This window comes from Streptomyces sp. NPDC107546 (assembly GCF_055639175.1).
The window spans coordinates 209,586-231,498 of record NZ_JBVKBA010000010.1 but is presented as its reverse complement, the minus strand read 5'-3'; the positions used below and the strand labels follow the sequence as shown (position 1 = coordinate 231,498).

The 21,913-nt window shown below is 72.9% G+C and carries 21 protein-coding genes; 11 read left to right on the top strand and 10 right to left on the bottom strand.

Annotation, left to right across the window (positions count from 1 at the left end):
* Positions 1-182: 182 nt before the first annotated feature.
* Entirely contained in the window at positions 183-1,232 is a 1,050-nt protein-coding gene (locus tag ACZ7L1_RS17670; protein ID WP_471438107.1) for an O-antigen ligase family protein, read from the top strand.
* Between the two features lie 95 nt (positions 1,233-1,327).
* Here ACZ7L1_RS17670 and ACZ7L1_RS17665 read toward each other — a convergent pair whose 3' ends face one another.
* Positions 1,328-1,873, bottom strand: coding sequence for a hypothetical protein (locus tag ACZ7L1_RS17665; RefSeq protein ID WP_471438105.1), 546 nt, complete (start codon positions 1,871-1,873; stop codon positions 1,328-1,330).
* Between the two features lie 92 nt (positions 1,874-1,965).
* Positions 1,966-2,751 carry a glutamate racemase gene (locus ACZ7L1_RS17660; RefSeq protein ID WP_471438103.1) on the bottom strand — a complete coding sequence of 262 codons (786 nt, stop codon included), beginning with the start codon at positions 2,749-2,751 and terminating at the stop codon, positions 1,966-1,968.
* Positions 2,752-2,807: 56 nt separating this feature from the next.
* Between ACZ7L1_RS17660 and ACZ7L1_RS17655 the strand changes: the two genes are divergently transcribed.
* Positions 2,808-3,983 carry a glycosyltransferase gene (locus ACZ7L1_RS17655; RefSeq protein ID WP_471438102.1) on the top strand — a complete coding sequence of 392 codons (1,176 nt, stop codon included), beginning with the start codon at positions 2,808-2,810 and terminating at the stop codon, positions 3,981-3,983.
* 30 nt (positions 3,984-4,013) lie between these two features.
* On the opposite strand, the gene ACZ7L1_RS17650 is transcribed toward ACZ7L1_RS17655, so the two are convergent.
* Positions 4,014-5,231, bottom strand: a complete 1,218-nt coding sequence (locus tag ACZ7L1_RS17650) for a TerD family protein (RefSeq protein ID WP_471438101.1) — start codon at positions 5,229-5,231, stop codon at positions 4,014-4,016.
* Between the two features lie 292 nt (positions 5,232-5,523).
* On the opposite strand from ACZ7L1_RS17650, the gene ACZ7L1_RS17645 reads away from it, so the two are divergent.
* From ACZ7L1_RS17645 to ACZ7L1_RS17630, 4 genes are all read left to right on the top strand, one after another.
* Positions 5,524-5,961, top strand: coding sequence for a DUF6643 family protein (locus tag ACZ7L1_RS17645; protein ID WP_471438100.1), 438 nt, complete (start codon positions 5,524-5,526; stop codon positions 5,959-5,961).
* Between the two features lie 46 nt (positions 5,962-6,007).
* Positions 6,008-6,835, top strand: a complete 828-nt coding sequence (locus ACZ7L1_RS17640) for an MOSC domain-containing protein (RefSeq protein WP_471438099.1) — start codon at positions 6,008-6,010, stop codon at positions 6,833-6,835.
* Between the two features lie 293 nt (positions 6,836-7,128).
* On the top strand, positions 7,129-7,734 hold the full coding sequence (locus ACZ7L1_RS17635; RefSeq protein WP_471438097.1) for an Rv1733c family protein: 606 nt from the start codon (positions 7,129-7,131) through the stop codon (positions 7,732-7,734).
* 117 nt (positions 7,735-7,851) lie between these two features.
* A complete protein-coding gene (locus ACZ7L1_RS17630; RefSeq protein WP_471438095.1) occupies positions 7,852-10,290 on the top strand; it encodes a right-handed parallel beta-helix repeat-containing protein in 2,439 nt (812 codons plus the stop codon).
* Here ACZ7L1_RS17630 and ACZ7L1_RS17625 read toward each other — a convergent pair.
* The gene (locus ACZ7L1_RS17625; RefSeq protein WP_471438093.1) at positions 10,260-12,644 is read right to left on the bottom strand and encodes a hypothetical protein; all 2,385 of its coding nucleotides are present in this window, start codon (positions 12,642-12,644) and stop codon (positions 10,260-10,262) included. The two genes, ACZ7L1_RS17630 and ACZ7L1_RS17625, sit on opposite strands and share 31 nt — an antisense overlap.
* 277 nt (positions 12,645-12,921) lie before the next feature.
* Between ACZ7L1_RS17625 and ACZ7L1_RS17620 the strand changes: the two genes are divergently transcribed.
* Together ACZ7L1_RS17620 and ACZ7L1_RS17615 are read left to right on the top strand one after the other, a co-directional pair.
* Positions 12,922-13,752, top strand: coding sequence for a DeoR/GlpR family DNA-binding transcription regulator (locus ACZ7L1_RS17620; RefSeq protein WP_471438092.1), 831 nt, complete (start codon positions 12,922-12,924; stop codon positions 13,750-13,752).
* 69 nt (positions 13,753-13,821) lie between these two features.
* Positions 13,822-14,331 (top strand): SRPBCC family protein, encoded by a 510-nt coding sequence (locus tag ACZ7L1_RS17615; protein WP_471438090.1) that lies wholly within the window; start codon positions 13,822-13,824, stop codon positions 14,329-14,331.
* A 67-nt stretch (positions 14,332-14,398) separates the two neighbouring features.
* On the opposite strand, the gene ACZ7L1_RS17610 is transcribed toward ACZ7L1_RS17615, so the two are convergent.
* Entirely contained in the window at positions 14,399-15,508 is a 1,110-nt protein-coding gene (locus ACZ7L1_RS17610) for a PLP-dependent cysteine synthase family protein (RefSeq protein ID WP_471438186.1), read from the bottom strand.
* Between the two features lie 417 nt (positions 15,509-15,925).
* Between ACZ7L1_RS17610 and ACZ7L1_RS17605 the strand changes: the two genes are divergently transcribed.
* On the top strand, positions 15,926-16,249 hold the full coding sequence (locus ACZ7L1_RS17605; RefSeq protein ID WP_471438088.1) for a hypothetical protein: 324 nt from the start codon (positions 15,926-15,928) through the stop codon (positions 16,247-16,249).
* Between the two features lie 244 nt (positions 16,250-16,493).
* Positions 16,494-17,018: an ATP-binding protein gene (locus ACZ7L1_RS17600; protein ID WP_471438087.1), complete on the top strand. Its 525-nt coding sequence runs from the start codon at positions 16,494-16,496 to the stop codon at positions 17,016-17,018.
* A gap of 66 nt (positions 17,019-17,084) precedes the next feature.
* Here ACZ7L1_RS17600 and ACZ7L1_RS17595 read toward each other — a convergent pair whose 3' ends face one another.
* The 4 genes from ACZ7L1_RS17595 to ACZ7L1_RS17580 all read right to left on the bottom strand — a co-directional run bounded on the left by ACZ7L1_RS17595 (position 17,085) and on the right by ACZ7L1_RS17580 (position 19,760).
* Positions 17,085-17,282: a hypothetical protein gene (locus ACZ7L1_RS17595; protein WP_471438086.1), complete on the bottom strand. Its 198-nt coding sequence runs from the start codon at positions 17,280-17,282 to the stop codon at positions 17,085-17,087.
* Complete coding sequence (locus ACZ7L1_RS17590; RefSeq protein ID WP_471438084.1) at positions 17,279-17,566, bottom strand: SHOCT domain-containing protein; 288 nt, start codon at positions 17,564-17,566, stop codon at positions 17,279-17,281. Before ACZ7L1_RS17590 ends, ACZ7L1_RS17595 begins: the two co-directional genes overlap by 4 nt.
* A 275-nt stretch (positions 17,567-17,841) precedes the next feature.
* Complete coding sequence (locus tag ACZ7L1_RS17585) at positions 17,842-19,080, bottom strand: ROK family protein (protein WP_471438083.1); 1,239 nt, start codon at positions 19,078-19,080, stop codon at positions 17,842-17,844.
* Positions 19,077-19,760, bottom strand: a complete 684-nt coding sequence (locus tag ACZ7L1_RS17580) for an alpha-ketoglutarate-dependent dioxygenase AlkB family protein (RefSeq protein ID WP_471438081.1) — start codon at positions 19,758-19,760, stop codon at positions 19,077-19,079. Before ACZ7L1_RS17580 ends, ACZ7L1_RS17585 begins: the two co-directional genes overlap by 4 nt.
* Before the next feature lie 71 nt (positions 19,761-19,831).
* Here ACZ7L1_RS17580 and ACZ7L1_RS17575 point away from each other — a divergent pair, with 71 nt between their 5' ends.
* Positions 19,832-20,974: a methyltransferase gene (locus tag ACZ7L1_RS17575; protein WP_471438080.1), complete on the top strand. Its 1,143-nt coding sequence runs from the start codon at positions 19,832-19,834 to the stop codon at positions 20,972-20,974.
* A 46-nt stretch (positions 20,975-21,020) separates the two neighbouring features.
* Here ACZ7L1_RS17575 and ACZ7L1_RS17570 read toward each other — a convergent pair whose 3' ends face one another.
* Positions 21,021-21,905 (bottom strand): ketose-bisphosphate aldolase, encoded by an 885-nt coding sequence (locus ACZ7L1_RS17570; RefSeq protein WP_471438079.1) that lies wholly within the window; start codon positions 21,903-21,905, stop codon positions 21,021-21,023.
* Between the last annotated feature and the right edge of the window lie 8 nt (positions 21,906-21,913).

Below are 21,913 nucleotides of genomic sequence, written 5' to 3'. Positions count from 1 at the left end.
CGGCCCGTGGCTGCACCATGGACGGTCCGCCCCTTGTGACCGGACATGGGCCACACCCTGCCGCATCGTTTCTGCACAACCCGTCCACAAATCGGCGCATCACCCGATACGGTGTGCCGGAGCTCTGCACCACGGCCGGACGGGGCGGCCGGGACGGTCGGGTCCGTCACAGGGGGGCGGCGGTGGGATCCACGGGGACGGAGTCCGAGGCCAGGGCCGCGGACACGGAGGACGAGAGACGGAACGCCTCGGACACGGCGGGCGTCCTGGTGCTGGGCGCGTGCGCTGTGTGGTCGCTGATCACGGCCGCCGCCCACGGCGGCAGGCCCGAGGGCGTCCTGCTCGCGGTGCTCGCGGTCGCCGCGGGATACGCGTCCGGACGCATCTTCGGGGCGCTGCTCCCGGTCGCGGCACCCGTCGCGGGCGCCCTGGCCGGTGTCGGACTCGCCGTGGCCGCCCCGCACGTCGCGGTGGGCCCGCAGTTCGCCACGCCGCTCGGGCACACCGGCGGGACCGCAGCGCTGCTGACGCTCTCCTCGGGGGCGGCGTGCTGCGCCGCCTGGGCCGCCCGGGCCCCGGCGGCACGGCTGGTGCTGCGTCTGTCGGCCGCCGGCATCGCGGTGGTCGCGGCGGCGATCGGTTCCACGACCGGGCTCGTGGCCTGCACCGGTGTGCTGCTGTGCTCGCTCGCCGCCGACCGGACCCGGCACCGCGCCCCGGCACTCGCCGCTCTCGGGCTCGTGGCGGCCCTGGTGACCGGCCTGACCTGGGGGATCACCGAGGACCTCCTCCCCGACGGGCTCAGGGTGTTCCTGACCGACCAGCTCAGCCGACACCGGGTTCTGCTCTGGCACGATGCGCTGGCGCTGGCGCACCGGAATCCGGCGCTGGGCGAGGGCCCCGGACGCTTCGGGGATCTGAGCGTCACGGCCGCGCAGTCCCTCCTGCCCGACGGCAAACCGCACTCCGCGCCCTTTCAGCAGGCCGCCGAGGAGGGGCTGCTCGGCGCGGCCCTGCTCGCGGCGGTCTTCTGCTGGGTTCTGTACGCGCTGTGGCGCACCCGGCGCCCCACCCCGCTCGCACTCACGGCGGGCGCCGCTCTGACAGCGCTGGCGGTGATCGCGTCGCTGGGCAACGCGCTGAGCTTCACGACGGTGACGGCGGGAGCGGGATTCCTGGCCGGGATCGCCACCGCGCGTCCGCTGGTGGACGAGAGGCCGCCGAACCGATGAAGAGGAGGTCGGCCACTGATACCGCCGGCCGACGCAGCGGTGGCGAGCCGGCACTTCGAGTAATACGAGTAAGAAGAGGAGAAGGAGGACAGCAGTCAGTGCGTGGCGCCGGGAAGCGTCGGATGCAGTCTGGCGCGGATGACCCGTACCGCCGTCTCGGCGTTGTCCACGGTGATCGTGAAGGTGTGACCGTCCCACAGGCGCAGGACGAGACCCTCGCCGCGCCGTACGACGACGGCGGTGCCCTTCTCCGGTCGCCACCGGTAGCCCCAGCCTCCCCACTGGCGTGGTGTGACGCGGGGCACGAATTCGGCACCGGCGACGTGGGCCAGGGGGATGCGGCGGCGCGGCACACCGATGTGGCCGCAGCGCACCTCGAGGCATTCCTTGTCGACCTTCACGGCGACGTGCACGAACGCGAGCGTGCCGAAGAGAACCAGCAGGCCGGCCGCGATACAGCCCACGACCGACATGACGAGCGGCGCGATGCCGGACGTCCAGGCGGAGTCGACGGCCAGTTCGATACCGAGCGCCATGCAGGCCGCACCGACGAGTGCCGCCAGCCACTGCGCCCGATTGGTCGCCCGCCCTGTCCAGATGTCGGGGTGCGGGGCTTCGTCGCCATGGGGGTGGTCCCTCATGCCACGAGGGTACCCATGTTCCGTAACGGGGGCACCGCATCGTGCAGCATCACCGGTTCGGGCCGAGAGCCGGTTCCCTCGCCCCGCGTCGCTCACCGCGCCGGGCTGACCGCCTGCAGGAACCTGCCCTCGGGATACGTCAGCGCCTCGGCCGGCAGTACGCCCTCCCGACCGCTCAACAGGACCGTCAGGCCGCCCTCGGCGGGAGCCTCAGGCACCGGGACCTCACCGATGCGGCGCAGCGCCTGCGCGGCCACCGCCCCGGCGCTTCCGTGCAGGATGAGCGGCGCCGCGCCGGGCTTCTGGACGGCTTCGCGGATGCGGTCGGCGACCAGTTCGTAGTTGGTGCAGCCCAGCACGACGGTCGTGACGTCGTCCGGGGTGAGCGCCGCGGCGGCGGCGATCGCGGCCTCGGTCGCCGGGTCGTCCGCATGGTGCACGGCGTCCGCGAGTCCGGGGCACGGCACCTCGGTGACCGTCACGCCGTCCGCGAACTCCTGGATGAGCCCACGCTGGTAGGGGCTGCCCGTGGTCGCGGGCGTGGCCCAGATCGCGACGGGCCCGCCCCCTGCGGCGGCGGGCTTGATCGCCGGGACCGTGCCGATGATCGGCACGTCCGGTTCGAAACGGGCGCGCATCTCCGGCAGCGAGTGCACGGACGCGGTGTTGCAGGCGACGATCAGGACATCGGGGCCATGGGCGGCGGCGGCCTCCGCGACGGCCAGTGCCCGCTCCGTGATGTCCTCCGGTGTGCGCGGCCCCCACGGCATCCCGTCGGGGTCCCAGGAGAGGACGAGGTCCGCGTCTGGCCGCAGACGGCGTACCGCGGCGGCGGCCGGCAGCAGTCCGATTCCGGAGTCCATGAGCGCGATCTTCACCCGGCAACCATAGACGATGCGCCCAACGGACCCCGTGGTGGGGCAGACTGCCACGGGTGAGTGCCGTTGTGTGGATCGCCGTCGCGTCACTGGCAGCCTGGTTGTGGCTGCTGCTCGGCCAGGGCTTCTTCTGGCGTACGGATGTGCGGTTGCCGCCGCGCCGGGACCCCGAGGAGTGGCCGTCCGTCTGTGTGGTCGTACCGGCGCGGGACGAGGCCGCCGTACTCCCGCACAGTCTCCCCTCGTTGCTCGCGCAGGACTATCCCGGGCGCGCCGAGGTCTTCCTGATCGATGACGGCAGTTCCGATGGCACCGGGGAGCTGGCCCGCGAGCTGGCGGAGCGGCACGGCGGGCTGCCGCTCACCGTCGGCTCCCCCGGCGAGCCTCCTCCGGGCTGGACGGGCAAGCTGTGGGCCGTACGCCACGGAATCGGACTGGCACGCGCGCGTGCGCCCGAGTATCTGCTCCTGACGGACGCCGACATCGCCCACGCGCCCGACAGCCTGCGGGAGTTGGTGGCGGCCGCGCGCACCGGCGGCTTCGACCTCGTCTCCCAGATGGCGCGGCTGCGGGTGGAGAGCGTGTGGGAGAGGCTCGTCGTGCCCGCCTTCGTGTACTTCTTCGCGCAGCTGTACCCCTTCCGCCGGATCGCGGTGAAGGGCTCGCGGACGGCGGCCGCGGCGGGCGGGTGCGTGCTGCTGCGGACCGACGCCGCCGAGCGGGCACGGATTCCGGACGCCGTCCGGCAGGCCGTCATCGACGACGTGGCGCTCGCTCGCGCGGTCAAGCGAAGCGGCGGCCGCATCTGGTTGGGGCTTGCCGACCGGGTCGACAGCGTGCGCCCGTACCCACGGCTGCACGACCTGTGGCGGATGGTCTCGCGCAGCGCCTACGCCCAGCTCAGGCACAATCCGCTGCTGCTCGTCGGTACGGTGCTCGGACTCGCGATCGTCTACCTGGTGCCGTCCGTCGCGCTGGTCGCCGGGATCGTCACCGGCGATGTGGCGGCCGTGGTGGTGGGCGGGCTCGCGAAGGCGGTGATGACGGCGACGTACGTGCCCATGCTGCGCTACTACCGTCAGCCGCTGTGGCTCGCTCCGCTGCTGTCGGTCACCGCTTTCCTGTACCTGCTGATGACGGTCGATTCGGCGGTGCAGCACTACCGGGGGCGCGGCGCGGCATGGAAGGGTCGCACATACGCGCGCCCGGACGCGGTGCTGGACGAGCAGTGAGCGGGCCGGAGGCGATGACACGCGATCCGGTCATTTCCTGCCGGGTGTCCAGTTCATGCCCCATCCGTAGGCCCGGTCGACGGTGCGCTGCGGGCTGACCCCGCGCTCCGGGACGAGATAGCGGGCCTCGCGCTGGACGACCAGGTCGCCGCCGGTGTTCGTGATGAGGGCGAGCGCGCACACGGTGGAGGGCACCGTGCACTCGTCCAGGAAGAACTCGACGGGGGCACCGTGCTGCGGCTGGAGCGTGACCGTGGCGTGCAGGTCGGCGAAGGACCGGGCACCTTCGTAGATGGTCACGAAGACGAGGATGCGCCGGAAGCGGTCCTTGTGGTCCAGGTTGACGGTGAGGTTCTCGCCGGTGTCCAGGGCTCCGGTGCGGTCGTCGCCGTCGAGGTGGATGTACGGCGGTCGGTGCAGCGAGCCGAAGGCGTTGCCGAGCGCCTGGACGACGCCTTTCCTGCCGTCGGACAGCTCGTACAGGGCGCACAGGTCCAGGTCGAGGTCCGCGTGGCGGGGCACCGCCCGGCCCTGTTCGCGGCCCGCTCCGGAGTACCGCCCGCGCACCTGCCAGTTGAGGTTGACGCGCATCGCCCCGGAGGTGCCGCCCTGTTTGGCCAGCGAGACGGTGGGTGCCTGCTTGGTGAGCGTGACCTTGGTGAGGCGTACCGGGGCGGGGGGTGCCGCCGGCGGGGCGGGCGGTGGAGGCGGGGGCGCGGCGTGCTGCGGCTCGTCCACCGTGATCCCGTAGTCCGTGGCCAGACCCTCGAGTCCGCTGCTGTAGCCCTGGCCGACGGCGCGGAACTTCCAGGCGCCCTGGCGGCGGTAGAACTCCCCCAGCACGAACGCCGTCTCGACGGTGGCGGCGGGGTCGAAGCGCGCGACCTCGGTACCCTGCCGGGCGTCGAGCACCCGGATGTACAGGCCGGGCACCTGCCCGAACGTGCCGCCGTCGGCGGAGGCGGCGAGCACCACCGTCTCGACCTCGGGTTCCACGCGCGTGAGGTCGACGAGGAGGGTGTCCGTCACCTGGCCGCCCAGGTCCCGCTTGCCCTCGTGGCGCACCGCGCCGGAGGGATGCGCGGGCTGGTTGTAGAAGACGAAGTCTGCGTCCGTACGGACTCTGCCGGAGACCAGCAGCAGCGCCGAGGCGTCCGCGTCGGGCACGCCCGGTCCGGAACGCCGACCCAGTTCGACGCGCAGCGCCGTGGTCGGCACCTGAAGGTTGGACCCCTTCGCCATCGACATGTCCGCCCCCATCCACCTGTCGCCACGCCGGGACCGGGGCCCGGACAGCGCCTCGCATCCGTGGGGCCAACCTATTCCCCCGGGGCCCGAACTCCCGCGACCCGCCCCGCAAGGCCGCTGCACAACCGACGGTAACCCACCCGGAACTCGGCCTTTACACGATCCGGGACCGACTTGCCGCCCCTTTTTGCCAAGTTCGCTCGCATTGGGGATCCCGCGTCACCCCGGACACGGAAAACAACCCTCTTATCGGTCTCCCCAACCAGCACATCGTGGGCTTAACTTATGTCCCATGACCTCCCCCCGCTCCACCTATGGCGGCGGTTACTACTCCGCGTCGCCCTTCCCGGACACTCCGATCTACGACAAGCTCGTCGCCGAGCGGGGCACCCCGCAGATCGCTCCGATCCGGGTCCCCTCCGCATACGAGACGCCGGGCAGCAGCCTGCCCGCACTGCCGTCGGCGCTGCCCGCGCTGGCGTCCGGGCCCTCCCATCAGGCCCCGGCGTACGGCTACCCCCAGACACCGCAGCCCGCACCGCTGCAACAGGCCCCGACCGCGTACATCCCGCAGCAGGCGGGGCCGCGCGGCTATCCGGCCCCACAGCAGATGCAGCAGCCGCGCCCGATGGCCTCGGGCTACGAGTCGATGCGTCCCGCGGCGCAGCGCCCGGCCCCGGCGCCCTACCAGGACCCGTACTACAACGGGCAGCAGTACCGCGGATACTGATCCGCGAACCGCGTGAGGCCGTCGATGCCGGTGGCACGATGGCCTCATGCCGAATTCAGCGCTGCACTCGATTCACGTCCACCCGGTCAAGGCGCTGCGGGGCCAGGCGCCCCACGAGGCTGTGGTGGAGCCATGGGGGCTGGCCGGGGACCGGCGCTGGGCACTGATCGACGACTCCGGCCGGGTCGTCACCCAGCGCGAGCGCCCGACTCTGGCGTTGGCGGCCGCCGAGCCGCTGCCCGGGGGCGGTGTCCGGGTGTCCGCGGAAGCTCTTGAGCCGCTGACCGTCGCCGTGCCCGATCCCGTCGGCACGACGACCGCGAAGTGGGCGGGAGAGAAGATCGAGACGGTCCCCGCAGGCCCCGAGGCGAGCGAGTGGTTCAGCGCCTTCCTGGGTGAGCCTGTGACCCTCGTCCACCTCGACGATCCGGCCACCCGCCGCCCGATCGACGACCCGCCGTACGGGCGTCCGGGCGAGACCGTGAGCCTGGCGGACGCCTACCCGCTGTTGCTCGCCTCGGTCGCCTCCCTCGATGCTCTCAATTCCCTGATCGCGCAGGGCGATCACGCCGACGAGGGCCCGCTGCCCATGAACCGGTTCCGGCCGAACCTCGTGGTGGCCGGAAGCGAACCCTGGGCCGAGGACGGCTGGAAGCGGATCTCCATCGGCGAGGTCACGTTCCGGGTCGCCAAGATGTGCGGGCGCTGTGTCGTGACCACCACGGACCAGAGCACCGCCGAGCGCGGCAAGGAGCCGCTGCGCACGCTCGCCCGCCACCGCCGCTTCGGCGGCCAACTCGCCTTCGGGCAGAACCTCGTACCGGAGACGACCGGCCTGATCCGCATCGGCGACCCGGTCACGGTCCTCGCATAGGGCGGTTGGCCGGGAGCTCCGGCCGTTTCCCCGACCGGGCCGAGCCGTCTGCGGTACGAGGTTCTTCCCGCGCCGTCGTGCGGAACAGGATCCCTCCGCACCCGGGGCGAGAAACGCCGCGATGCCACGAGCGGGTGGGAACCCGGGCGAGGGCCGCGGTCGTTGAGTCCGCGGAGGAAGTTCGTGAGAGGCGGGCGGGGTGGGAGAGAGGTGATTTCCCTCTCTCTTCCCCGGCCTCGAGAGTGAACGGCCGGGTGCGGGGGTTATCACGGACGCGGAAGGGGGTGCGGGACGTGCGAGCAATCAACGGCCTGTGGCGCTGGCGGCACAATCCGCTGCGCCGTACGACCGACCTCATCGAGGCCTGGGTGGCGCTGGTCGCCCTGCTGCTGATCCTGGTCGCCGCGCCCACCGCCGGGTCGCTGATCGGCTCGGTCGCCCAGGACTCCCTGCAGCGCTCCGTACGGGACCAGCAGCACAGCCGTCACCAGGTGGCGGCCACCGTCGTCAAACAGCTCAACCGCGGGCCGCTGGACCCCGATCCGGACTCCTCGACGAGCCGGGACGCGCACAGCCGGGTTCTCGCCGACTGGACCGCCCCGGACGGTACCGCACAGCACGGCGCGGTTCTGGCCACCCTGTCCTCCCCGCACCCGGGCGACCGTTTCCCGCTCTGGACCGACGGCCACGGCCGAATAACCGCCCGCCCGTTGGACAGCGCCACCGCCACGACGCACGCCGTGCTGGCCGGTTTCGGCGTGGCCGCGATGACCGCGGGGCTCATCGAGGGCTGCCGCCGGTTGATCGTCTGGCGCCTGGTCCTCCGCCGTTACGCCCGCTGGGACCAGGCGTGGGACAAGGCGGGCCCGGACTGGGGCCGTACCGGCACGGGCAGTTGACGGCGTTCGGCCTCCGGTCAACCGGCCTCCTCCCCGCACGCTACGGTGGACCCGCCGGGCCGTCCGGCATCTTCGCGAGAACCCGCGTGATCAACGAGGTGGGGGCACAGCAGCGCCATGGCACAGGGCACGGTCCAGGTGACGCACACCGGTACATCGCGGTGGCGGCGCCGCACGGGTGAATACGCGTCACTCGCCGCCGCCCTGGAGGCCGCGGGCGACGGGGACGTCCTGACCGTCGCGCCCGGCACCTACCGGGAGAACCTCGTCCTCCAGCGGGCGGTGACGCTGCGTGGGCCCGAGGGCTCCCCCGGCTCGGTGCGCATCGCGCCGGTGGACGGCGTGCCGCTGACCGTGCGCGCCTCCGCCGTGGTCCAGGACCTGCACGTCGAGGGGCAGGACGCGGCGGCTCCCGCGCTCCTCGTGGAGGAAGGCACACCGGAGCTGGTCGACGTGCGGATCATGACGCGGTCCGCGGCCGGCATCGAGGTCCGCGGCAACGCTCGCCCCACGGTGCGGCGCTGCACGGTGGACAACCCGGCCGGCGTCGGCATCGCCGTCCTGGACGGCGGTGGCGGGGTGTTCGAGGAGTGCGAGGTGGTGGCGGCGGCCCAGTCAGGCGTCGCCGTGCGAGGCGGAGCGCACCCGCGCCTCGAGCGCTGCCGGGTGCACCACACGTCGGGCGCGGGCCTCTCGGCGACCGGGGAGAACTCCTCGCTGGAGGCGGTCGGTTGCGAGGTCTACGAGGTGAGGGGCTCCGGTGTGCAGATCACCGGGCGGGCCACGGCGCACCTGACGGACTGCGATGTGCACCGCACCACCGCGGACGGCGTCACGATGGACACGGACGCGGTGCTCACCCTGGCCGACTGCCGCATCCACGACATCCCGGAGAACGCGGTCGACCTCAGGTCCCGTTCGGTGCTCACGCTGACCCGCACGACGGTGCGGCAGTTCGGTCGCAACGGCCTGTCGGTGTGGGACCCGGGCACCCGTGTGGACGCCAACCAGTGCGAGATCTTCGACAGCACCGGGGACTACCCGGCGGTGTGGGTCAGCGACGGGGCGACCGCGGTGCTCGACTCCTGCCGGGTGCACGACGTGCCGGACGCCCTGTTCGTCCTCGACCGGGGCTCGCGCGTGGACGTCGTGGACAGCGACCTCTCCCAAGTGCGCAACACAGCGGTGTCGGTGAGTGACGGCGCCACCGCGCAACTGGACGACTGCCGAATCCGGGAGGCCGCGACGGGGGCCTGGTTCCGGGACCACGGCAGCGGCGGCACACTGTCCGGCTGCACCATCGACGGCACCCAGACCGGCGTGATCGTCACCAAGGGCGCCGACCCGACCATCGAGCGCTGCACGGTGACCTCGCCGGCGGAGGCTGGCTTCTACGTCTCGGCGGAGGGGCGGGGCAGCTTCCTGAACTGCCGGGTGACGGGCAGCGGCGGCTACGGCTTCCATGTGATCGACGGCTGCCGCGCCACGCTGCGGAAGTGCCGTACGGAGCGGTGTGCGCGCGGGGGCTACGAGTTCGCGGACGGCGGCCCGGGCGCGCCCGGCGGGGGCGGTGCGGTCGTCGAGGACTGCACCAGCGACGAGAGCGCCGGACTGCGGCCCGCGGTGACCCAGGAGACGGCGGTGCAGACGACGAGCCCGTCGCCAGGGCTGCTGGGCATTCCGAGCCAGCGCGCCACCGAGCAGGAGCCGCTCGTCGCGCCGGCCCCCGAGCAGCCGAGGCCCGCGCGCACCTCGCAGGCCGTGCTCGGCGAACTGGACGCGCTGGTGGGCCTGGAGAGCGTCAAGCGCGAGGTGCGGGCCCTCACGGACATGATCGAGGTGGGGCGCCGCCGGCGGCAGGCGGGCCTGAAGGCGGCCTCCGTGCGGCGGCACCTGGTGTTCACGGGCTCCCCCGGCACGGGCAAGACCACGGTCGCCCGTCTCTACGGCGAGATCCTGGCCTCGCTCGGCGTCCTGGAGAAGGGCCACCTCGTGGAGGTGTCCCGGGTCGACCTGGTCGGCGAGCACATCGGTTCCACGGCCATCCGCACCCAGGAGGCGTTCGACCGGGCGCGCGGCGGAGTGCTGTTCATCGACGAGGCGTACGCGCTGTCGCCGGAGGACTCGGGGCGGGACTTCGGGCGTGAGGCGATCGACACACTGGTGAAGCTGATGGAGGATCACCGCGACGCCGTGGTGGTGATCGTCGCGGGCTACACGGCGGAGATGGAACGCTTTCTGTCCGTCAACCCCGGTGTCGCCTCGCGCTTCTCGCGGACGATCACCTTCGGCGACTACGGTGCGGAGGAACTGCTGCGGATCGTCGAGCAGCAGGCCGAGGAACACGAGTACCGGCTCGGACCCGGGACCGCCGAGGCGCTGCTGAAGTACTTCACGGCGATCCCGAAGGGGCCGACGTTCGGCAACGGCCGCACCGCGCGCCAGACGTTCGAGGCGATGGTGGAGCGGCACGCCGGCCGGGTCGCCCAGCTCGCGGACGCCAGCACCGACGACCTGTCCCTGCTCTACCCCGAGGACCTGCCGGAGCTGCCCTGAGCGTGCCCGCCGGGCGCCGCGCCCGGCGCCGAGGAGGTGTTCGCCTCCCGCGGCGCCGGCAGCCCGGGTCTGAGGCGCGCCAGCAGTCGGTAGCGCTCCTCGGCGAACGCCGGGTCCGCCTGGTAGTCGCCGTGCCCGAGGATCGGTGCGGGCAGCGGGTGCTCGGGGGTCCGGCCGTAGGCGAGCGGGTCCTTCAGCGGTGGGTGGTCGACCTGCGGGCCGCAGTCGCCGGGCAGCCGGATCGGGCCGCCGATCGGGTCGGTGAGGCGGTGGAGATTGCGCCAGCAGTCCACCTCGCGATGCAGGGAGCTGAGCGCGGCCGGGCCGAAGTACGCCGGGAACCAGCGCCCGTAGAGCCGTTCCAGGGGCGAGCCGTACGTCAGGAGGGCCACCCGCCTGCGTACGGAGGGCCCCAGCTGCCGGGCCGCGGCCGCCGCCAGCACGCTGCCCTGGGAATGCCCGGACAGCACCAGGCGCCCTCCGGAGGAGCTCGTCCAGGTGGCCATGCGCCAGGTCAGGTCGGGCACGGCGCGCTCGGCGTAGCACGGCGGGGCGAAGGGATGGGCGGCGCGCGGCCAGAACGTGCCGACGTCCCACAGGATGCCGATGGTGCGGCGCGCGGAGGCGTCCTTGTAGGCGCGGCGACCCCACGTGACGAAGAGCAGGAATCCGATGCCGATCAGCCAGGAGCCGAGGCCCTGGCAGGTGTCGGCAGCGGCCCTGACGAACGGTGGGCTGCCGCGTGCGGCTCCTTCGGGTGTGTCGCCGGTGACCAAGGCCCCGGTCAGGGCGGCGGCGCCCAGGAGCAGGGTCATGGCGGAGGTGACGGCGACGACGAGCGGTGCCCGGTCGGTGAGCGCGGCCATCGCGCGCGTGTGCGCGATCCGCAGGGTGCGGGCCGTGTCCCTGGACTCCCCCGGGTACTCCGCTTCGACCGCGACGGTCTCGGCGCGTCGTAGCAGCCAGGTGCGCCGGGCCAGCCGGCCGGCGAGGAGGAGCAGGACGAGCAGCAGCGGCGGGATCGTGGACGCCTGCCAGGTCAGCAGGGCGGGCGGGCCGGCCAGGGCGTGCCCGGTGCCGTCCAGCCAGTCGGCGACCCGCTGGGCCACGCCGCCGGACATCACGCCGCCGAGCGCGCAGGCCAGCAGCGCGACGGCGGGTCCGGCCAGTCCGCGCATCGCGGTGCGCGTGTCGGGGTGGGTTCGGTACAGGACGTGGGCGACGACACCGAGTGCGATCACCAGGACGCCCTGCGCCAGGGTGAGCGCGCCGAACGCCGCGTCACCGGGCAGCCGGCCCGAGGAGTGCCAGCCGGGTCGGGACCAGGCGGCGTACACCATGGTCAGGACGAGCAGGACGAGGGCACCCGCCGGCAGCCATCGCACCAGGGCCCGGTCGAGATCCTTGTCGAGCCGGTTCTCCGAGCGGCCCCGGCGGCACACCACCCACAGCACGATCACGGCGCCCGCGAGGAACATCAGGTGCAGCAGCCAGCCGAGCACTTCCAGCTGGACCGAGCCATGGCGGCGGTCGTAGCGGGCGGCGCTGCCGCCGAGCGCAGCGGTGACCGTGAGGAAGCCAGCGGCGGTGTGCGCGGCGCGCAGCCGGGCCACCAGCCGGCGCCCGTACCAGAACCCGGGGCGGCCGAGCGGGGCTCGGTGGGCGTCGTCGTCGGGCCCCGGATCGCGTGAGATCGGCTGCTGGGACTCGTAGGCGCACCAGGTGCGGTGCGACAGGTACCACAGCAGGCAGGTGAGCGCCGTCGGCATCAGCGACGCCAGGGCGAGGCGCCTGCCGGGCGGGTTCCACCAGCCGTGGCCGGAGACGGCGGGCGAGAGGAAGCCGAGCCAGGTGTGGCGCCCCGCGCACGCGCGCGTGCCCGCGCACTGCCAGGCCACCAGGTCCAGGGCGACCTCGCAGGCGGCGGCGACCAGCAGCACGGTCAGGGAGAGTCCGACGAGCCGGACGATCACTCCGTACAGGCGGACGGTCCGCCGCCGGCCGATGGTCGTGGGGCGCATCCAGTGGGCGAGATTGGCGACCATGAACGGCAGCAGCAACAGCCACAGGGCGCGTGCGGCGTTCCCGGAGGTCAGGTTGCACCAGACGTACGCCTCGGGCACCGGCTCGTCGCGGTGGTCGCCGGGCCGCCGTTCCGCGTCGGCGTCGTCGGCGCGCCGGTACACCGCGGCCGTCCCGTCACCGGTGATCCTCACCGTGCGCGGATCGCCGAGCATCTCCTCGGGCGTGGTCCCGCCGACTCCGTGGACCCGGAGTTCCAGGGCCGCCCCGGCCGGCGCGGACGGCTCGGCGAAGTCGCCGCGCTCCCCCTCGTGTTCCCCTGCACGCTCCACTGTTCCGCTCTTCCCCCGTGCTGCGTACGGTGTGTCCCGGGCAGCGACAGGATCTCCGCTGTGCCGGTGGCGCACACCTGCCGACGCGGAATCTCCCCGATATGTGTGACAGCGGCCGGGAGGGCGGACGGATCCCAGGTGACGGGCGATGGCGCCACCTGCGGCGAGGCGTGCGAGGATGGGGCGTCCCGCGGTGCTGGTGGCGGGAGAATGACCTCGTCGGAGCCGATACGGGCGACATGTGGGAAGTGATGGGATGAAAGGGGACGGAGCGGACGTGAGCGAGAATCAGAACCTCCTCGCGGAGCAGCGCCGTGCCCTGATCCTGGACGAGGTGCGACGGCGCGGGGGCGTCCGCGTGAACGAGCTGACGCGCAAGCTCGGCGTCTCCGACATGACGGTCCGCCGCGATCTCGACGCGCTCGCCCGCCAGGGCGTGCTGGAGAAGGTGCACGGCGGCGCGGTGCCCGTGGTGGAGGCCAGTACGCACGAACCGGGGTTCGAGGCGAAGTCGGGCCTGGAGCTGACGGCCAAGGAGGACATCGCCCGGGCCGCGGCCGAGCTGGTCACACCGGGCACGGCGATCGCGCTGTCCGGCGGCACGACGACGTACGCACTGGCCCATCACCTCCTCGACGTGCCGGATCTGACCGTCGTCACCAACTCGGTGCGGGTGGCCGACGTCTTCCACGCCGCGCAGCGCACCTCGGGCCAGCGGCAGGGTGCGGCCACGGTCGTCCTGACGGGCGGTGTGCGCACCCCGTCCGACTCGCTGGTGGGCCCCGTCGCCGACCGGGCGATCGCCTCCCTCCACTTCGACGTGCTGTTCCTCGGAGTGCACGGCATATCGCTGGAGGCTGGCCTGTCGACGCCGAACCTGGCGGAGGCCGAGACCAACCGGCAGCTCGTGCAGTCCGCACGGCGTGTGGTGGTGGTCGCCGACCACACCAAGTGGGGCACGGTGGGCCTGAGTTCGTTCGCCGCGCTGGAGGAGGTCGACACACTGGTGACCGACGCCGGACTGCCGACGGACGCTCGGATGGAGATCTCGGAGCATCTGCGGCGGCTGGTGGTCGCGGGAGAGTCCGAGGAAGGCACAGACAGCTGACAATACGTCAGCTAAGGTGAAGCGAGAGTCGGCTTCCGTTCGCGTACGTCCCGCGAGGAGGTTTCGTCCATGGCACACCGCCTGCGCCCGGTGGGACCCGCGTTCACACGGACCGCTCCCGTTCGGTTCGTGTTCACCGGGGAGATGGCCGCCTCCCCTGAGAAGGTCTTCCGGGCCCTCGCCGACGACGTCCCCGGCTGGAGCGACTGGTTTCCCGCGGTGAGGTCCATAGGTCTCATCGACGAGGGCGCGGGACGGAAGGTGCGTCTCACCGGCGGCACCCGCTTTCGCGAGACGATCGTCACGGCCGAGCCCGACGAGCTGTACGCGTACCGGGTCGACGAGGCGACCGTCCCCGGCATCCACGCGCTGCTCGAGGAGTGGCGGCTCGCCCCCGCCGGCACGGGCACCCGTGTGCAGTGGACGTGGGCTGCCGACGGCAACGCACTCTTCCGCCTGCTGATGAGGCTGTCGCGCGGTGCCCTGGCACGGGTCTTCCGCGGCGCGGTGACGGCCCTGGACCGCAGGCTCGCCCGTCAGACGCCCGAACAGGGCGGGCGCCCGGCTCGCGACGCGTGAGACGCACTCCCCCGAGCTCTTCGAGCAGCAGGGACGCCGGCCGCGTCGCCGAGACGCCGGGCCGGGATCAGCCCGGCCAGACCCCCGTCCGCAGCAGTGACTCGATCGCCGCGGCGTACGGCGCGATGTCCAGTCCCTGTTCGGCCAGCCACACGTCCGAGTAGTACTTGTCCAGATAGCGGTCCCCCGGATCGCACAGCAGGGTGACCACGCTGCCCGTGCGCCCGTCGGCCACCATCTCCGCGACGATCTTCAGCGCGCCCCACAGGCCCGTGCCGGTCGAGCCGCCCGCCTTGCGGCCGATCGCCCGCTCCAGCGCCCGTACCGCGGCGACGGCGGCCGCGTCGGGGACCTTCATCATCCGGTCGATGGCGCCGGGTACGAAGCTGGGCTCCATCCGAGGCCGGCCGATGCCCTCGATCCGCGAGCCGCGGTCACAGGTGACCTCCGGATCGCCGGTCGTCCACCCCTGGAAGAAGCAGGAGTTCTCCGGGTCGGCGACACAGACGCGCGTGTCGTACCCCATGTAGTGCACATACCGTGCGATGGTCGCCGAGGTGCCGCCGGTGCCGGCCGTGGCGACGATCCACGCGGGTTCCGCAAACCGCTCCAACTCCAGCTGGCGGAAGACGGATTCGGCGATGTTGTTGTTGCCGCGCCAGTCCGTGGCCCGTTCCGCGTAGGTGAACTGGTCCATGTAGTGGCCCCCGGTCTCCTCCGCGAGGGCGGCCGAGGCCTCGTACATCGTGCGCGGGTCGTCCACGAAATGGCACCGCCCGCCGTGGAACTCGATCAGGCGGCACTTCTCGGCGCTCGTCGTGCGCGGCATGACCGCGACGAAGGGCACGCCGATGAGCTTCGCGAAGTAGGCCTCCGAGACGGCCGTGGAACCACTGGACGCCTCGATCACCGGGCGGCCCGGCCGGATCCAGCCGTTGCACAGCCCGTACAGGAACAGCGAGCGCGCCAGACGGTGCTTGAGGCTGCCCGTGGGGTGGGTCGACTCGTCCTTCAGATACAGGTCGATGCCCCAGTGCTCGGGCAGCGGGAAGCGCAGCAGATGCGTGTCGGCGGAACGGTTGGCGTCGGCCTGGACCTTGCGGACGGCCGCTTTCAGCCAGGCCCGGTACTCGGGGTCACTGCGGTCCACGTCGAGGGTCTCGCCGGGTCGGGTCATCTGGGAGGTACTCACGGCGGGACTCCTTACCGGGGCGTGCCGATGTCCGGATCACTCGGTCGGACCTCTGCATCATAGGCGCCTTTCACATGCCTTCTCACCTGCATAAACGCATCTTTGAGCCACTCAAAGGCGCACCTGGGAAGGGAGTGGGAAACCGGCGGAAATCCGTGGGGGCGCATCCGTGCGAGTGCGCCCGGTGGCCGCCGCCACCTCGGTATGCGCACTGGTGCGGCGCGCCGGGCCGGGGCAGACTGCACCGCGGGACGGGAGCCGGTGCGGCGGGCTCCGCCGGGAGACCCGTCCGAGCCGGGGTGCACACTGGATCACGACCGAACTCTCGATCGAGGCCGCTGGATCGCGCCGCCGGGCGGGATCCGCAGCGGACCCAGCCGAACGCACAAGGGGGCGGACATCATGGCGGAGCCGGAGTTCACGGCCACGGGTGTGCGGATCGGGAAGGGGCTGCGGTCGCTCACCCGGGCCGGGCAGGTCCGGATCAGCGACGGCAGGCTGCGACTGCTCACCAGTTACGGCAGCGAGATCGACAGCGCGCCGGTGCAGGCGGTGCGTGCGTCCCAGCCCTGGTTCGCGCCCGAGGACCGGGCGCTGGCCGATCTGAACGGCACCCGCTACTCACTGACCCTCGGTGATCAGGACCCGGCACCGGGGCAGCCGGGGCCGCCGTCGGCGCGGCGGTTCATCGAGGCGGTCCGCAAGGCGGCAGGTCGCGGCGGCTGAGCGCGGCGTGAGTTGCGGCGCGGCGTGCCCTGCGTCACGCTGGTCTCACATCACTCTCGGTTTACCGGCGATTACGCTGAAGAACCAGCCGCCGGTCACGACAGCGGGCGGCCCCCGTACGAAGCCGTTCCGCACCAGGCGGCCGGAGCACTCAGCCGCACAGCAGGCGGCGTGCACACCCGGCCACCCTGCTGGATCCGATCTCCGTGTCTTCTTCCGGACCTCAATTCGGGGAGTCGCAGCCGTGATCAGCCAGCCAAGCAGGCAGTGCACGGTGGAGCTCCAAGCCCTGCCGTCGCGGATCGGCCAGGTCCGCAGAATCGTATCGGCGCAGTTGCGCTACTGGCATCTCGATTCCTTGATCGACCGGGCCGCGCTCGGTGTGACGGAGCTGTTGACCAACGTCCACCTGCATGCCCAGCCCGACAAGACGTGCACCGTGGAGATGGAGTTGCTGCTCGACCGGCTCACCGTCTCGGTGCACGACCACGATCCGCGCCTGCCGGAGTTGCGCACGCCGGATCCCTCCGCCACCAGCGGACGCGGTCTGGCGATGGTCGCCGCCGTGGCCGCCAGCTGGGGGGCGCGTCCCGACGGCGATTCGGGGAAGGTCGTCTGGTTCACGCTTCCCGCGCCGTCGGCGGCGCCGGCCGGGCCGGTGCGCAGCCGCACCCCGTACGAACGGGCCCTCGAGGCGCCCGCCCTCGGGCCGGCGGTCGACGAGCACACGACCCGACATGCTCCCGCCCGGTCCGCCGTTGCCGGCTGACCGGGCGGTGACCCTCCTTCCGGTGCGCGCCGGGCGGGTCATCCCGTGGGGATGGCCCGCAGACCGTCAAGGCGGGCCGCCCGCCGAGCAGTGCGGCAGCGTGGACTCGCCGGACACCGAGGGGCCCGCGACCACGGTGGAACGGCCGGTCGGGAAGCCGGAACCCACCCTGTCGAGGGCCCGCACCGCGGTATCGCCGGCGACGGACACCTTGCCGGCGTCGACGACCCTGACGGCCGCCCGCGCGCCGGTCACCGCGGTCATGCGGGACCGCCCTTGTCCGTGCGGCCGAAGTGCTCGTCCAGCACGGAGAGCCGGCGCCAGTACTCGTCCTCGTCGATCTCGCCGGAGGCGAAGCGACGGCCGAGCACCGCGATCGGCGAGTCGTCGGCGGGGCGGCCGTCCATCGGGCGCCAGGGGCCGCCACGGCCGCGCCGGGCGGTACGACGAAGGACGGTGACGGCGCCTACGACGACGGCCGCCCAGATCAGCGGGAAGAACAGGATCCACGGGCCGGGGCCCCCGTCCCAGTGAGCCAGGGTCTGCATCGTGGGGTCATCTCCCTCGGTGGGTTGTCGGGTGATGCCTCGAGAGTGGCTCCCGGAGCGGGTCCGGGTCGTCGTACGGCCAGCGGCAGTGCGCATACCTCCCGGGGAGTAGGCGGGCGGCCGAGTGCTGCTCCTTGAAGAGACGGCTCACGTCGCCGCCCGTACCGGGTGGACTGCCGCGGGGACGGCCGTGGTGAGTCGAGCGCGCCTTCCGCCTCGTCCGGTGCCTGAAGCCGCGTCAGGTTGGGGCGCCTCGTCCGGTGCCTGAAGCCGCGTCAGGCGAGGGCGCCCAGTGGATCGTCCAGTACCGGCTGCCACGCCAGCTCCGCCGCTCCCACCAGGCTGTTGTGGTCGAGGGTGCAGGCCAGGACGGGGACTTGGCCGCTGCGGCCCCACAGGCTGCGGTCGGCGACGACGGCGCGCAGCCGCTCGGGGTCGGCGTCGAGCAGGGTGCGGTGCAGCCCGCCGAGGATGATGCGGTCCGGGTTGAGGATGTTGACCAGGCCGGCGAGACCGAGGCCGAGCCGGTCGATCAGCAGGTCGACGGCGCCACGGACGGCCCGGTCGGTGGCGTACGCGGTGCGGATGAGGTCGTTGGCCTGCTGAAGCTGTGAGACCTCGGGACCGGCCTCGCGCCCGGCCGCCGCCAGGAAGGCCAGCGGATCCGCCTCCACGTCGAGGCAGCCACGGCTGCCGCAGTGGCAGGGGCGGCCCTCCGGGTTCACGGTGAGGTGGCCGACCTCGAGCGCCAGACCCGAACTGCCCGTGTGCAGCCGTCCGTCGAGCACCAGCGCGCCGCCCACGCCCCGGTGCCCGGTGGCCACGCACAGCAGGTCCCTGGAGCCGCGGCCCGCGCCGTGCCGGTGCTCCGCGAGCGCGGCCAGGTTGATGTCGTTGGCGGCGAAGGCGGGCCCGGTGATGCCGGCGGCGCGCACCCGCTCGGCGAAGATCTCCCGTACCGGTGCTCCCGCCGGCCAGGCGAGGTGCAGCGGGTTGAGCGCCAGGCCCTCGGGTTCGGCGACCGCGGAGGGCACGGCGAGCCCGGCGCCCACACAGCGCCGCCCGGTCTCGCGCAGCAGTTCGGCGCCCGCTTCGACGACCGAGCCGAGCACCTTGGCCGGGTCGGCGTCGACGGTCTCGCAGCCCGGGGCGGTCGCGACGATGCGGCCGCCGAGGCCGACGAGCGCGGCCCGGAAGCCGTCGGCGTGCACCTGGGCGGCGAGCGCGACGGGTCCGTCCTCGGCGATCTCCAGCCGGTGCGAGGGACGGCCCTGCGTCCCGGCGGCGGCCCCCGGGTGGGCGTCGACGCGGATCAGGCCGAGCGCCTCCAGTTCGGCGGCCACCGCTCCGGCGGTCGCCCGGGTGACGCCCAGCTCGGTGGTGAGCACGGCACGCGTCGGCGCACGGCCGGTGTGCACCAGCTCCAGCGCGGGTCCGAGGGCGCCGCGCCCCCGCTCCAGCCGTGTCCGTGTGTTCCCTTCCCCCACCGCCCGGGGGCCCGCCTTACCGCTCATGAGGGGGAGTCTCCCATGATCCGCTCCGGGTCCTTGCCGAAGCCGCCGACCCTGAGGGTGATGTTCAACCGGCCCGTCAGTCCCAACGCGGGCGGTGCGGTTCCCGGCCGCACCTTCGGCACCCCGTGGTAGGCGAGCCGCGCCGGTCCGCCGAAGACGAACAGGTCCCCGCTGCGCAGCTCCACGTCCGTGTAAGGGCGCGCCCGGGTCCGGGTGTTGCCGAAACGGAAGACGCAGGAGTCGCCGAGACTGAGCGACACCACGGGGGCGTCGGACCTCTCGTCGCTGTCGCGGTGCATCCCCATCCGGGCGTCCGCGTCGTAGAAGTTGATCAGGGCGATGTCGTACGGCTCCGACGGCACCGCCCGCGGACCCAGCGCGGCCTCGACCGCGTCGCGGCCCAGTGCGGCGAGCCAGTCCGGGAGCGGCTTCACGGGGGCGCCGTCGACGGCCGTGCGGGCGTACCCGTAGGGATACCAGTGCCGGCCGAGGCAGACCTGCCGCGAGGTCATCGTGCCCCCGCCGGGCGTGCGCACGGTCCGTAGCCCGGCCGGCGGGCGCGCCCACTCCCGGCAGGCGTCCAGGAGCCGCAGCTGACGGTCCGCGTCCAGCCAGTCGGGCACATGGACCGCGCCTGGGGTGACCTGCGCGCGGCTCCGCTGGAACAGCTCGGCGTCCATGGCCCCATCATCACGTATCCCGCCCACCGGGGACGGGGCCCCGCCTGCGGCTCCGCTAGCCTGGACACACGATGAACGACCGTTTCACCACGCCGTGGGGCGAGTACGCGCTGGCCCGCTTCCCTGAGGACCCCCGCGACCGGCTGCGCGCCTGGGACGCCTCCGACGCGTATCTGCTGCGGCACCTCGCGGCGAGCGACACCCCGCTCGACGGTGCGGTCGTGGTCGTCGGCGACCGGTGGGGCGCGCTCACCGCGGCGCTCGCGGCGCACCGCCCGACACAGATCACCGACTCGTTCCTGGCGCACGAGGCGACCCGCGCCAACCTCGTGCGCAACGGTGTCGACGCGGGAGCCGCCCGGCTGCTCAGCACCCGGGACGACCCGCCGTCCCGTATCGACGTGCTCCTGGTCCGCGTCCCGAAGAGCCTCGCGCTGCTGGAGGACCAGCTGCACCGGCTGGCGCCCGGCGTGCACGAGGGCACGGTGGTGATCGGCACCGGCATGGTCAAGGAGATCCACACCTCGACGCTGCAGGTGTTCGAGCGCGTCCTCGGGCCGACCCGTACCTCGCTCGCCGAGCAGAAGGCGCGGCTGATCTTCTGCACCCCCGACCCGGACCTCGACCGGGGCGGCAACCCGTGGCCGTACCGCTACCGACTCCCCGACGGCATCGGCCCGTTGTCCGGCCGGACCGTCACCAACCACGCAGGCGTCTTCTGCGCCGACCGCCTCGACATCGGCACCCGTTTCTTCCTCCAGCACCTTCCGCGTGGCCGGGGCGCCGAACGGATCGTGGACCTCGGCTGTGGCAACGGCGTCGTGGGACTGGCGGCCGCGTTGGCCGACCCCGAGGCCGAGGTGCTGTTCACCGACGAGTCGTACCAGGCGGTGGCCTCGGCGGAGGCGACCTACCGGGACAACGCCCGGGGGCGGGCGGAGTTCCGGGTCGGTGACGGTCTGTCCGGGGTGCCCGCCGCGAGCGCCGACCTGGTCCTCAACAACCCGCCGTTCCACTCCCACCAGGCGACGACGGACACCACCGCCTGGCGCATGTTCACCGGCGCGCGGCGCGCCCTGCGGCCGGGCGGCGAGCTGTGGGTGATCGGAAACCGCCATCTGGGCTACCACGTGAAGCTGCGTCGCCTCTTCGGCAACAGCGAACTGGTCGCGAGCGACCCCAAGTTCGTCGTGCTGAAGGCGGTCAAGAAGTAGCCAGGCCCGCGACCGTCCCCCGCGCGGAGCGCGCGGGGAGGCACGCCTACGGGGGCGGGGCCTGCGATGCGGGCGTGCCGCCGTCCCGCAGCACGGTCACGAGACGGGTCACGGTCCGGGCCATCGCCTCCCGTCCCACGCCGAGGTAGCCGCGCGAGTCGACCGCCTCGGGCCGCCCGGCGAGGAACTCCCGGATCGCGTCAGTCATCGCGACGTTCAGGGCGGTGCCGATGTTGACCTTCGTGATGCCGCCCGCCACGGCCGCCGTCAGTTCGTGGTCCGGCAGGCCGGACGAGCCGTGCAGCACGAGCGGTACGTCGAGGGTGGCACTGAGCCGTTCGATCAGGCCGTGGTCGAGTGCGGCCGTGCGCGTGGTCATCGCGTGCGTGCTGCCGACGGCGACGGCCAGCGCATCGACACGGGTGTCCGCCACGAAGGCGGCGGCCTCGGCCGGATCGGTGCGGGCGCCGGGTGTGTGCGGGTCGGGCGGCGGTTCGCCGTTCTTGCCGCCCACCTGTCCCAACTCAGCTTCGATCCACAGCCCTTGGGCATGCGCCCAGTCGGCGGCGGCGCGGGTCGCGGCGAGGTTCTCCTGGTACGGCAGCCGGGCCGCGTCGTACATCACGGAGCCGAACCCGGCGCCGGGTGCCTGACGGAGCAGGTTGTCGCTCTGGACGTGGTCGAGGTGGAGGGCGACCGGAACCGCGGCTCGCGCGGCGGCCGCGGCGGCGGCACGGGCGAGCGGGAGCAGCCGCCCGTAGCGGTACTTGACGGCGTTCTCGCTGACCTGGAGCACGACGGGGGCGTCCGCGGCCTCGGCGCCCGCGATCACGGCCTCGATGTGTTCGAGGGTGATGACGTTGAACGCGGCGACGGCAGCGCGCGCCGCGGCAGCGGCGGTGATCAGCTCACCGGTGGGGGTGAGGGGCACGGTTCCTC